Genomic DNA, 11,991 nt, shown 5'->3' on the forward strand with positions numbered 1-11,991 from the left:
CGGATCATTCGTCGACGGTCGCCACCGCCGGATGCAGGCGCAGGCGGTGGATGCGGCGCTCGTCAGCCTCGGTCACCTCTATCCGCCAGCCGCTGGGATGATCGATGCAGGTGCCGACCTCGGGCACATGGCCCGCCAGCACGGCGGTCAGGCCGCCCAGCGTATCGACATCGTCCTCGGCCTCTTCGAGCTGCGGGTCGACAGCGCGGCCGACCTCCTCCAGCCCGACGCGGGCGTCGGCATCCCACGCCCCGCCGTCGAGTGGCACGAGCAGCGCCTGCGGGGCGTCGTCATGCTCGTCCTCGATCTCGCCGACGATTTCCTCGATCAGATCCTCAATGGTGACGAGGCCCTCTGTGCCCGAATATTCGTCGAGCACCACGGCCAGATGCACCCGCTTCTGGCGCATGTCGGCCAGCAGATCGAGCGCCCCGCGCGACATGGGCACATAGAGGGGATCGCGGATCAGCCCGGCGATGGTGGCGGGATGCTCCGCGCCGGTCGCGAGGATGTTGAACACGTCCTTGATATGCACCATGCCGATGATCGAATCGAGCGTCTCGCGATAGACGGGCAGGCGGCTGTGCCCGGCCTCGGCGAAGATTTGGACGAGATGATCGAAGGTCGTCTGTTCCTCGACCGCGATGATGTCGGCGCGGGGCACACCGACATCGCCCGCGTCGCGCTCGCCGAAGTGCAGCAGGTTGCGCACCATCTGCCGCTCCAGCGGGGTCAGGTCGCCCTTGGCATCGGGGCCGGGATCGCCCTCATGCCGGTCGATCGCGTCTTCCAGCTGGTCGCGCAGCGACTCTTCCTGCTCGCCGCCGAAGATCAGGCTTTTCAGCCCGTGCCAGATACTGGATTCGTTGGAGTCACCGTTGCCGGTGCTGCTACTGGGGCCGTCGGCCATCGGGGGGTGTCAGTCCTCGCGCACTAGATAAGGGTCGTCGATGCCGAGACTGGCCAGCGCGTCGCGTTCGATCGCCTCCATCGCCTCTGCCTCGTCATCGTTCATATGGTCATAGCCTAGCAGATGCAGCACGCCATGCACCAGAAGATGCGTGGCGTGCGTTTCGCCCGAAATCCCGCGCTCGGCCGCTTCCGCGACGCAGACGCCGTAGGCCAGCACGATGTCGCCCAGCAGCACCTCGCCATCGTCCGAGTTCTGGGTCACCGTCTCGATCAGATCGGGCTGGACCATCGGGAAGGACAGGACGTTGGTCGGCTTGTCCTTTTGCCGGTATTGGCGGTTGAGCGCATGAACCTCGTCATCGCTGGTCAGCCGCACCGAAATCTCGATCAGCGCGGGCGTGGTCAGCAGTGGCCCGTACGGCGTCCGCTCGATCGCGGCGCGCGCGGCGCGGGTGGCCAGCGCCTCCCAGCTCTGCTCGTCGCCCGACCAGGGCTCTTCGTGGATCAGCGCAATCTCGATCATCGGGGCCTTTCCGGATCAGCCAGGTCTGTAAGGGCGAAATCGTCGCCCTTGTACAAGAGTTCCGCGCTTTGGCTATGCGCGCAAGCATAGGCGCAACAATCGCCCATATTGAGACGGGCGGGATGGTGCCCCTTGCCGTAGCGGGCATGGGCATTGAGCGCGGCTTGGCCCTCGATTTCGCCGATCGCGATCATCTGAAAACGAAAGGCCGTCGCCAGAGCATCCACGTCACGCTCCGCATCGGCCAGCGTAATCCCGCGCGAACGCCGCAAACCCAGGATCGCTTCATACCGTGACATGGCTGACCAAAGCAGAATATCCGCTTCTGCAACGCGTCGTTCAAACGCCTCCCATCCCGGTTCCTCTGCCAGGATGGCGACCAACGCCGATGCGTCGACGAACAAAGTCACTATAGTCCGCCGGATAGATCGTCGTAGAAAGCCTTGTCAGCCGCCAAACCAGTGGGAGGCGGCAAAGGATGCTGCCGTCGATATTCGGCGAGCCATTCGCGGAGGTTGGGCCGTGTCGGCACGGGTTCTGGCTTGCCCAACATCTCCGCCAAGGCCCGCCGGATCGCCTCCTCCTCGCTGACGCCCAGACGCCGGGCCGCGCGGGCAACCTGCTCGCGTGTTTCGGTGCCCAGCGTCAGCGGGGGATAGGGATCGCGTTCGGCCATGACCGCATCCTATCTCAGGCGTTCGGCCCTTCATAGGCGTCGACGATCCGCCCGACGATCGGGTGACGGACGACATCGGCGGCGGTGAAGCGGCTCATCGCGATGCCCTCGACCCCCTCCAGACGACGCACCGCATCGGCCAGCCCCGAGGCCGCGACGCCCCCGGGCAAGTCGACCTGGTTGGGATCGCCGCAGATGACCATGCGGCTGTTCTGGCCGAAGCGGGTCAGGAACATCTTCATCTGGGCGGGCGTGGTGTTCTGCGCCTCGTCGAGGATGACGAAGGCATCGGCCAGCGTCCGGCCGCGCATGAAGGCGATCGGCGCGATCTCGATCTCGCCGCTGGCGATCCGCCGTTCCACCTGTTCGGCGGGCAGGCAGTCGTGCAACGCGTCGTAGAGCGGACGGAGATAGGGGTCGACCTTCTCCTTCATGTCGCCGGGCAGGAAGCCCAGCTTCTCGCCCGCCTCGACCGCCGGGCGCGACAGGATCAGGCGCTGGACCGATCCGGTGATGAGCTGCGCCACCGCCTGCGCCACCGCCAGATAGGTCTTGCCGGTGCCCGCCGGGCCGAGCGCGAAGATCATGTCGTTGGACACGAGCTCCTTCATATAATGCGCCTGGGCGGGGGTACGCGGCACGATCGTCTTCTTGCGCGTGCGGATCATGACCGACGGGGTCGAACTGCGCTCGGCGCTGAGGATACCGTCGAGCGTGGGTTCGGACGCCATCGCGATCGAGGCGTCGACCAGGCCGGTATCGATCTCCTCACCGCGCTGGATGCGGGCATAAAGATCGTTCAGCACGTCGCGGGCCAGCGCCACCTGCTCGGCGGTCCCCTCCAGCCCGACGCGGTTACCGCGCGCGGTGATGTAGACGCCCAATCGATTCTCCAATGCGACCAGATTGCGGTCATATTGGCCGAACAGCTGCGCCAGCACTTGCGGCTTGTCGAAGCTGAGTTCCGCCCGGCTGCGTTCACCGGCCTGGGCGGGGAGGGGCTTGCGGCTCATGCGGTCCTTTCACCGTCAGTGGGTTCGCCCAAGATGGGGTGGCGAGGATCGGAACGCCAGCGAAATTGCGTGACATAGGTGTGACGTTTGTAAGGTTTTTGGCGCGCAGAGGCGCAGAGGGCGCGGAGAAGAAGAACCCGGCGTGGCGGTCGGGAGACCTTCTTCTTTCTCTACGTCCTCTGCGCGACTAAGAAGATTTGTTCGCGCGGAGACGCGGAGGCGCGGAGAGGGTGTATCCCGCCGCGATCTCGGCCTGTCTGCTTCAGGCGTATCAATAGAGGTCTCCCGGTCGCGAGGGCCGGATGAACCATCGACGAGCCGGACACCTCCGCGTCTCCGCGCCTCCGCGCGAACAAAATCGCGGAGGCATGGGCGTGGGCTTCGACTTCGCTCAGCCTGAACGGAGTTTGGGGCTTACGCCGCCGCCTTCACCTTGGCCTGTCCGGTCAGCGAGTTCGGGCCCGCCGCGACCAGTTCGACGTCGACCAGGTCGCCGATCTGGTGGTCGCCGATCAGGTGGACCGATTGCAGCCAGGGCGACTTGCCGAGCATCTGGCCGGGCAGCTTGCCGCGCCGCTCCAGCAGGATGGTGCAGGTCCGCCCGACGCTGGCGAGGTTGAACGCATGTTGGTCGCGGTTGAGCGCGGCCTGCAGGCGCTGGAGCCGGTCGTCCATCACCTCGGCCGGAACCTGATCCGCCATCGTCGCGGCGGGGGTGCCTGGGCGGGGCGAGTATTTGAAGCTGAACGCCTGGGCATGGCCCATCGCGTCGACCAGGCTGAGGGTGTCGGCGAAGTCCGCCTCGGTCTCACCGGGGAAGCCGACGATGAAGTCGCCCGACAGCGCGATGTCGGGCCGCGCGGCCCGCACCCGGTCCATCACCCGCATATAGCTGTCGCGCGTATGCTGGCGGTTCATCGCCTTCAGGATGCGGTCGCTGCCCGACTGTACCGGCAGATGGAGGAAGGGCATCAGGCTCTCGACATCGCGGTGCGCGTCGATCAGCCCTTGCGTCATGTCGTTGGGGTGGCTGGTCGTGTAACGGATGCGGTGCAGCCCCGGAATCCGGTCCAGCTCGCGGATCAGGCCGTGCAGGCCCCGATCGTCGGCGTCGTTCCACGCATTGACGTTCTGGCCGAGCAGCGTGATCTCGCGCGCGCCCGCATCGACCAGCGACTTGGCCTCGTCGACGATGGCCGAGAAGGACCGGCTGACCTCCGCGCCGCGCGTATAGGGTACGACGCAATAGGTGCAGAATTTGTCGCAGCCTTCCTGCACGGTCAGGAAGGCGGACGGGTTCACCTTGCGACGGCCGGGCAGGTGGGCGAATTTCGACTCGACCGGCATGTCGGTGTCGAGTGCCGCCTCGCCCGCCGCCGCCTTGGCGACCAGATCAGGCAGGTTGTGATAGGCTTGCGGGCCGACGACGACATCGACCTTGGCGCGACGGACGATCTCCGCCCCCTCGGCCTGGGCGACGCAGCCCGCGACCGCGATCATCGGCTTGCGACCCTGTTCGCCCGCTTCCTTGCGCAGGCGGCCGATCTCGGAATAGACCCGCTCGGTCGCGCGTTCGCGGATGTGACAGGTGTTGAGCACCACCAGATCGGCGGCGCTGGCATCGTCGGTCGTCGACAGGCCCTGCGCGGCCATCAACTCGGCCATGCGCTCGCCGTCATAGACGTTCATCTGACAGCCGAAGGACTTGACGTGAAAGGTCTTGGGGGATGCGGGCATGACGCGGCCCTTATCGCAAAAGCCGCGCGCTCGCCAGGGTTCCCCTGTTCCTCCCCTGCAAGGGGAGGTGGCATCGCGTCAGCGATGACGGAGGGGTGTCCCGCTATCGAGAGGGAGCGGCAGGTCGGATTGCCCCCGGCAATCCTCGAACCTGCGGGGCAGGTTCGACCTGCCACTCCCCTCCACCAGCTTCGCTGGTCCCCCTTGCAGGGGAGGAATAATAGCTTCAGCCCTTCGGCAAACAGACTCGCGTTTCGTCGGCCATGTCGCTGCTCTGGCGATAGAGGTCGGTAAAGGCGGAATAGGCGGCGTCGTGGGCCGCCTGCGGCTTGGCCGCGCCATAGCGGGTGATGGTCACCGCTTCGCTGTCGGCCACGGCGGGGCCGCCAGCCCCTCGGGTCAGCACGCGAACCAGTATGGTGCGGGTCGCGTCATTATGGCTGGCATACCAGGCATTATGCGCCGCCACCGCCTTGGCGAAGGTCGCCCACTGACCGGGCTTGATCTTGCTGTGGCGGATCGTCGCCGGGGTCGTGCCGCCGGGGCAGGGATTGGCCATCTGCGCGGTCGTGGTCAGCAGGCTGGCGGCAACGAGAATCGTCTTGAGCATGGCGTCCCCCCGGAATGGCGCGCCGATCCTATCTCGGGAGTGGGCCGCTGGCGATGGCAATGTCAGGCGTTGGCGACCCGCCTTCGCGCCTCCGCCGCAATCGCCTTTCGGTCGGGGAAATCGGCGGGGTCGAACGGTTCGAGATAATGGAGCGTCACCGTGAATCGCCCTCGCCGTCGCAGCACGCGCTTGACATGCGCGTCGCCGGGATCGGTCCCAAGCCACGCGATGTCATGTGCGGCCGTGCCATAGTCGATCCGCACCGGCTGCACTCGGATGCCCGGTACCGGTGGAACGAGTGCGGCGAAAAGGGCAGGCTTGAACGGCAGGAGGCCCAGATCGTCGCCGGTCGTCCCTTCCGGAAACACCGCCAGCGGCTGCCCTTCGGTCAGGGCGGCGCGGATCGTCGCGACCTGATCGCCGACGCCCAGCCGATCGCCGCGCTCGACGAACAGGGTGCGGTTGAGGCTGGCCAGCCAGCCGATCAGCGGTAGCGCGGCCACCTCCGCCTTGGCGACGAAGCGGGTGCCCGACGTGCCCGCCAGCAGCAATATGTCCATCCAGCTGAGATGGTTGGCCGCGATCATGACGTTGCGACGCGCGGGCGTGCCGGTGACGCGGATGTCGGCGCCCAGGATCACCGCCACCCGGCGCAGGAATCGGCGCGGCCATGGCGAGGCGCGACCGACCAGCCGCCAGGCTCCATGCAGCGTCAGCGCGATCAGCAGCACGGCCACGATACGCAAAAGGCGACCCGCTGCACGCAGGCCGCCCTTGCTGTCGGCGTCGTCGGGGATGGCCGCCGCCATCATCCCTTGCGGTCGAGGCTGACGCCGTAAAGCTCCATCCGGTGATCGACCAGGCGGAAGCCCAGCTTCTCGGCGATTGCCTTTTGCAGCTGTTCCAGTTCGGGGTCGACGAACTCGATCACGCGGCCGGTCTCGACATCGATCAGATGGTCGTGATGCGCCTCGGGCGAAGGCTCGTAGCGGGCGCGGCCGTCGCCGAAGTCATGGCGGTCCAGGATGCCCGCTTCCTCGAACAGGCGGACGGTGCGGTACACGGTCGCGATCGAGATGCCGGGATCGATCTTGGCGGCGCGCTCATAGACCTTTTCCACATCGGGATGGTCCTCCGCCTCCGACAGGACGCGGGCGATCACGCGGCGCTGTTCGGTGATGCGCAGTCCCTTTTGCGCGCACAGCGCTTCGAGATCGATTTTGCGGGCCATGGTAACGTTTCAACTCCTCGGGCAAACCCCTCTCTACCCCCAAAGCCTAATTGCGAAAAGGGGATAGCGACTCGCAATAACCCGGAAACAGTGATCGGGTCAGCCGATGGCCCGGGTTTTGATCGACCGTCGATAGGTGTGCGCGTCGTAATGACGCCCGTCCGCGCCCTTGTAATAATTGCGCCGTTCGCCGCACTTGGCAAAGCCATGCGCGGAGTAGAACAGGATGGCGGGATTGTTCGACCGCACCTCCAGATGCAATGTCTCCACCCCATGCGCGGCGCAGTCGGCGACGACCGCCTCGACCAGCAGGCTGCCGATCCGCGCGCGGCGGTGGTCGGGCGCGACGCCCAGCAGCAGCAACTCGGCCTCGTCCAGCACCGAACGGGTCAGCGCAAAGCCCGCCGGTTCCTCGCCCGCCTCGGCGATCAGCAGCTTGATACCGGGCAGCGCCATCACGCCGAGCAGTTGCGAGCGGGTCCAGGCCTCGCCCCATTGCGGGTCGAAGGCGGCGGCCATGACCTGTTCGACGACTCCGGCGTCGCGCGCGTCACCGGGGCGAAGCGAGATGCCGATGCTCGCCATCAGGCGACCGGCTCCGGGGGCGTGATCCCGCCGGGCAGCTTGGCGTCGGGCGCGCGGCCATAGACGGGGCGCGGGGGCAGGGCGATAAGGTCGGCGGGCAGCCGCCAAGCTTCCGATGCATCGGGCAGCGCTTCGATGACCGGCAGGTCAGGCGACAAGGCGGTCAGCCAGCGCAAGCCATTGCCGATCGCCACCCGGCCCTCCAGCGCGGCGAGCGCGGCGTCGGGCCTCATCGAGGCGAAGGGGGCCAGCGCCGTCAGGTCGCGGGCGAAAGGCTGGACGAAGACCTCGCCATGCCCGCCCTCCAGCACCACCGACAGCGCCTCGTCGTCGCAACGCGCAAACCCGGCGGCGGCGACCAGCGCCAGCGACTGATAGCCGGTGGCGGTCACGCCCCAGCCCAGCGCCAGCCCGCGCGCCGCCGCGATGCCGACGCGGATGCCGGTGAAGCTGCCCGGCCCGCAATCGACCAGGATGCGCTCCGCCCGGCCGCCATCGGGCAAGGCCGCGATCATCGGCACCAGCCGCTCGGCATGGCCGCGCCCGACCACGTCATGGCCATGCGCGACCACCCGGTCGCCGTCGAGAAGGGCGACCGAGCAGGCGGCGGTGGCGGTGTCGATGACCAGCGTGCGCAAGTTTGTCTCAGGCGATCCGGTTGGCTTGTTCGAACGCCAGCCGGGGGTTGCGCGGGTGCAGCTTCGACGTGTCGCCGTAACCCAGCGTCGCGATGAAGTTCGACCGTACGCCAGGCTGGTCGGCGAAGAACGCCTTGTCCACCGCGCCCTGATCGAAACCCGACATGGCCCCTGTATCCAGCCCCAGCGCGCGCGCGGCGAGGATCAGATAGGCGCCCTGGAGCGAGCTGTTGCGGAAGGCCGAGGCCTCGCGCAGTTCGGTATTGCCGTCGAACCAGCTCTTGGCGTCCACATGCGGGAACAGCTGCGGCAAGGTTTCATGGAAGTTCACGTCCATGCCGATGATGACGGCGGCGGGCGCGTTGCGGATCTTGTCGGCATTGCTGTCCGAGGCGCAGGCCGCGAGCTTCTCCTTGGCCTCCGCGCTCAGGCACCAGACCATGCGCGCCGGGCTCTGATTGGTCGAGGTCGGCGGCATCTTCATCAGATCCCAGATCGCCCGAATCTCGTCTTCGCCGACGGGCGTATCGAGATAATGGTTGAAGGTGCGGCCCTCGCGGAACAGCCGGTCCAGGCTGGTGTCGTCGATCGGGTTCATCAGACGGCCCTCACTTCGGTAACTTCGGGGACATAATGGCGGAGCAGCTGCTCGATGCCGTTCTTCAACGTCGCGGTGGACGAGGGGCAACCGGCGCAAGCGCCCTGCATCTTCAGGTAAACCTTGCCCTTGTCGAAGCCGCGATAGACGATGTCGCCGCCGTCATTGGCGACCGCAGGCCGCACGCGGGTGTCGATCAGTTCGCGGATCTGCGCGACGATGTCGGCATCCTCGGGATCGTCGGTGAAGCTCTCTTCGGACGGCACCGAGAAATCGGCCGCGCCCTGTTTGAACAGCGGCATCTGCGCGGAGAAATGGTCGAGCAGGATGCCGAGCACGTCGGGCTTCACGTCCGACCATTCGGCTCCCGGCGCGATCGTGACCGAGACGAAGTCGCGGCCGAAGAATACGCCGGTCACGTCGCCCAAGTTAAAGATCGCCTCGGCCAGCGGGCTGGCGGCGGCTTCCTCGGGCGAGGCGAAGTCGCGGGTGCCGCTGTCCATGACCTTGCGGCCGGGCAGGAATTTCAGCGTCGCCGGGTTGGGCGTCGGTTCGGTCTCGATCAGCATGACCCCCATGTGGCGCGGGTCGCGATGGGGATCAAGCAGGACGCGGGAAAGGATGCGTTTCCGCAGAGGCAATCCCGCTTTGGCCGGCCATCAGAAGGCCGACCAGTCCTCGTTCGCCGCGCGTCGCACGGGCAGCGGCACGACCCGTTCCTTCACCGACTCGACGACCCGCAGCGGCACGGGTGGCATGTCGAGCACGAAGCGTTCGACCGCCTGCGACAATTGCTCCGCCTCCTCGGCCAGGCTGCGCGCGGCGGCGGTGGCCTGTTCGACCATCGCGGCGTTCTGCTGCGTCACCATGTCCATCTGGGACAGGCTGGTGTTCACCTCGCCCAGCCCCTTGGCCTGACGATTCGCATCGTCGGCGATGCCGGTCATCAGCGTGCCCAGCCGACCCATGCCCTCGTTGATCTTCTCCAGCGCCACGCCCGTCTCGCCGACCAGCGCGACGCCGTTCTGCACGCCGCTGGCGCTGGCGAGCACGCGCTGCTTCACGTCGCGCGCGGCATCGGCCGAACGCTGCGCCAGCGCACGTACCTCGGAAGCGACCACCGCAAAGCCGCGCCCGGCCTCGCCCGCGCGCGCCGCCTCGACCCCGGCGTTGAGCGCCAGCAAATTGGTCTGGAAGGCGATGCCGTCGATGACGCCGATAATCTCCTCGATCTCGGACGAGGCGCGCTGGATGTCGACCATCGCCGCGCGGGCGCGGATGACCACCGCGCCGCCGTCACGCGCATCGGCGCGGGTCTGTTCCAGCGCCAGCGCGGCATCGGTCGCGCCCGTCGCGGCATGGCGGACGGTTGCGGTGATCTCGTCCATCGCGGCGGCGGTTTCCTCTAGGCTGGCGGCCTGCTGCTCGGTGCGCTGCGACAGGTCGTCCGAGGCCTGACGTATGTCCATCGCGCCCGCCCGCACGCCGCTGGTCGCGCCCACGACGCGCGCCATGGTCGCATGCAGCGCCGCCATCGCCGTGTTGAAGTCGTTCTTCAGCCGGGCGAAGGGCTCGTCCAGCCTCGCTTCGATCCGCGCCGTCAGGTCGCCCTTCGCCAGCGCCGACAGGCCCTGGCCGATGCTGGCGACGATCAACTGGGTCTGGGCGGTCTTCTCCGCCTCGGCGCGGGCGAGCTGGTCGCGAAAGGCGACCATCGAGCGTGCCATCTCGCCCACCTCGTCCTCGCGTTCGGCATGGGGAATGGCGCGCCCGGTCTGGCCTTCCGCCAGCAGCCCCATGGCCTGGCGCAGCTCGTGCAGCGGCCGAACGACGGTTCGCAGCGCCATGTACAGGCCGGTCGCCAGCCCGGCGATGGCGAGCAGCAATGTCGCGGCGATCAGGATCCAGCGTCCCTGTTCGGCGACGGCATCGGCGCGGATGTGCAGCACCTTCACCTCGTCGGTCAGCGCATCGATCCGCGCGTCGGCGATCCTGGATGCCAGTCGCTCGGCCGGGCGCACCCGCTGGCGGAAATGGGAAAGACCGGCGGCGCGGTCCCCGGCACCTGCGAGGCGGCCGACCTCGGTCAGTTCGCGGCGGACGCGGGCCTGCGAGGTGAAATAGGCGGACGTGATCGCATAGCGCGCCGCGTCGCCTTGCAGCGTGCCCAACTGGTCGGCGAACTTGCTCAGCCGTGTGTCGAACTTGCCCTGAATCACCTGCCGTTCGGCGGGATCGCTTTCGATCACCAGGTTAAGCGCATCGCGTTGCAGCGACCGGCTGAGCGAGCGGAGTTCGGCCAGACGCATCATCACCGCCTCGGCGTGGGCGGCATCCTGATTGGCGCGGGCGACCCGCCCCTCGGTCTGAAGGGTGACGGCCGACAGGATCGCCAGCAACAGCATCGACACCAGCACGGGCGCGATGAGACGGGCTGCTACGCTTTTGATAAACATGACAATTCCGTGACAAAGCCGGGGGCGGCAAGCGGCGCGGCTTGTCGTGGGTCACGGGTTACCAAAACGTTAAGATTGTCCGGTTTTTGTACCGGATCGGCCTAAACCGATGGTCAGGCCGTCTCGCCGATCAGGCGCAGCAGGCCGTCCGCCACGGCTCGGCCGGGCTGACGCAACGGGCGTGCAAAACGCAGTCGCAGGACGATACGCGCGGCCTCGGCATCGTTCCACAATTCATGCGGATAGCTGTCGTCGAAGATCAGCGTTTCGCCTTCGGCCCAGCGCACGATCCGGTCGCGCACCCGCATCCGCGCGCCACCGTCGCGGGGCACGGCAAGCCCCAGATGACAGGTCAGCAGCCCCTTGGTTGCGCCGCGCCGCATTTCGACATGCGCACCGGGCGAGAGCAGGGCGAAGGCGGCGTCGTGCAGCCCAGGCACCTCGGCCAGTGCCGCCGTCGCGACGGGACAGCGATTCGCCGTCTCGCCACCCCGCAGCAGCGGGACGATCCGGCTGGTCGAAGCCGGACCCGATACCGCGACCGCCTCGTCCCGGATCGCGCGCCATTGCCGCCGCAGCCCGGCCGTCCAGCCGAAGTCGCGAATATCGAGCACGGGGTCGTTGGGCACCAGCGAGGATGCCGCGATCACCCCGTCGAATACCCGGCACAGCGCCGCCAGCGCGGGATGGGGCGAGGCGGGGGGCGAGGGAAGGCTGGGGATGGCGGCGACCAGGGTCGGGACGGGCCGCACGGGCCGCTCGGCCTCGCCCGAATTGTGCCATATTGTGGCCGGCCCCTGACGCTGGGCACTGGCCTTGATTGACTTGGTCATCACGTTCCGAACATCCCCGGCCCGACCCTTGGCGCCCGGGCATCGACGGCCCTTGTGACGCGGGATCAGTCTGATCGTCCTAGGCCGCCACTGGGTCGAAATGATGGCGTCCGGCCGTCGCAAAGCGGTGCATTGGGGCGATTTAGGGGCGGCTGGCGATCCGGCGTGCGGCGGGTTAT

15 protein-coding genes are annotated in these 11,991 nt (G+C 67.5%); all 15 read right to left on the bottom strand.

The features are described from left to right. Window positions 1–4: 4 nt before the first annotated feature. On the bottom strand, window positions 5–910 hold the full coding sequence (locus KV697_RS15915) for a hemolysin family protein (protein WP_219019020.1): 906 nt from the start codon (window positions 908–910) through the stop codon (window positions 5–7). Window positions 911–919: 9 nt separating this feature from the next. After that, the gene (ybeY, locus tag KV697_RS15920; protein ID WP_219019021.1) at window positions 920–1,435 is read right to left on the bottom strand and encodes an rRNA maturation RNase YbeY; all 516 of its coding nucleotides are present in this window, start codon (window positions 1,433–1,435) and stop codon (window positions 920–922) included. Continuing rightward, a complete protein-coding gene (locus KV697_RS15925; RefSeq protein WP_219019022.1) occupies window positions 1,432–1,845 on the bottom strand; it encodes a type II toxin-antitoxin system VapC family toxin in 414 nt (137 codons plus the stop codon). Before KV697_RS15925 ends, ybeY begins: the two co-directional genes overlap by 4 nt. Then, the gene (locus KV697_RS15930; RefSeq protein ID WP_219019023.1) at window positions 1,845–2,111 is read right to left on the bottom strand and encodes a type II toxin-antitoxin system VapB family antitoxin; all 267 of its coding nucleotides are present in this window, start codon (window positions 2,109–2,111) and stop codon (window positions 1,845–1,847) included. Before KV697_RS15930 ends, KV697_RS15925 begins: the two co-directional genes overlap by 1 nt. Before the next feature lie 14 nt (window positions 2,112–2,125). Beyond that, complete coding sequence (locus tag KV697_RS15935; RefSeq protein WP_219019024.1) at window positions 2,126–3,124, bottom strand: PhoH family protein; 999 nt, start codon at window positions 3,122–3,124, stop codon at window positions 2,126–2,128. 414 nt (window positions 3,125–3,538) lie between these two features. Continuing rightward, window positions 3,539–4,861, bottom strand: coding sequence for a tRNA (N6-isopentenyl adenosine(37)-C2)-methylthiotransferase MiaB (miaB, locus tag KV697_RS15940; protein WP_219019025.1), 1,323 nt, complete (start codon window positions 4,859–4,861; stop codon window positions 3,539–3,541). A 226-nt stretch (window positions 4,862–5,087) separates the two neighbouring features. Then, the gene (locus KV697_RS15945; protein ID WP_219019026.1) at window positions 5,088–5,471 is read right to left on the bottom strand and encodes a hypothetical protein; all 384 of its coding nucleotides are present in this window, start codon (window positions 5,469–5,471) and stop codon (window positions 5,088–5,090) included. A gap of 62 nt (window positions 5,472–5,533) precedes the next feature. Next, complete coding sequence (locus tag KV697_RS15950; protein ID WP_257575373.1) at window positions 5,534–6,280, bottom strand: lysophospholipid acyltransferase family protein; 747 nt, start codon at window positions 6,278–6,280, stop codon at window positions 5,534–5,536. Beyond that, window positions 6,280–6,702: a Fur family transcriptional regulator gene (locus tag KV697_RS15955; protein ID WP_007406973.1), complete on the bottom strand. Its 423-nt coding sequence runs from the start codon at window positions 6,700–6,702 to the stop codon at window positions 6,280–6,282. The genes KV697_RS15950 and KV697_RS15955 overlap by 1 nt, the downstream gene beginning before the upstream one ends. 99 nt (window positions 6,703–6,801) lie before the next feature. Further along, window positions 6,802–7,287, bottom strand: coding sequence for a GNAT family N-acetyltransferase (locus KV697_RS15960; RefSeq protein WP_219019028.1), 486 nt, complete (start codon window positions 7,285–7,287; stop codon window positions 6,802–6,804). Continuing rightward, window positions 7,287–7,925, bottom strand: coding sequence for a tRNA (adenosine(37)-N6)-threonylcarbamoyltransferase complex dimerization subunit type 1 TsaB (gene tsaB, locus KV697_RS15965; RefSeq protein ID WP_219019029.1), 639 nt, complete (start codon window positions 7,923–7,925; stop codon window positions 7,287–7,289). The genes KV697_RS15960 and tsaB overlap by 1 nt, the downstream gene beginning before the upstream one ends. Before the next feature lie 7 nt (window positions 7,926–7,932). Next, window positions 7,933–8,523 carry a malonic semialdehyde reductase gene (locus KV697_RS15970; protein WP_219019030.1) on the bottom strand — a complete coding sequence of 197 codons (591 nt, stop codon included), beginning with the start codon at window positions 8,521–8,523 and terminating at the stop codon, window positions 7,933–7,935. Beyond that, window positions 8,523–9,092 carry a NifU family protein gene (locus KV697_RS15975; protein ID WP_170171542.1) on the bottom strand — a complete coding sequence of 190 codons (570 nt, stop codon included), beginning with the start codon at window positions 9,090–9,092 and terminating at the stop codon, window positions 8,523–8,525. The genes KV697_RS15970 and KV697_RS15975 overlap by 1 nt, the downstream gene beginning before the upstream one ends. Before the next feature lie 90 nt (window positions 9,093–9,182). Beyond that, entirely contained in the window at window positions 9,183–10,979 is a 1,797-nt protein-coding gene (locus tag KV697_RS15980) for a methyl-accepting chemotaxis protein (RefSeq protein WP_219019031.1), read from the bottom strand. A gap of 113 nt (window positions 10,980–11,092) precedes the next feature. Further along, window positions 11,093–11,812: an aspartyl/asparaginyl beta-hydroxylase domain-containing protein gene (locus KV697_RS15985; protein ID WP_219019032.1), complete on the bottom strand. Its 720-nt coding sequence runs from the start codon at window positions 11,810–11,812 to the stop codon at window positions 11,093–11,095. Window positions 11,813–11,991 lie beyond the last annotated feature (179 nt).

The organism is Sphingomonas sanguinis (assembly GCF_019297835.1).
In the GTDB taxonomy this organism is placed as follows: domain Bacteria; phylum Pseudomonadota; class Alphaproteobacteria; order Sphingomonadales; family Sphingomonadaceae; genus Sphingomonas; species Sphingomonas sanguinis_D.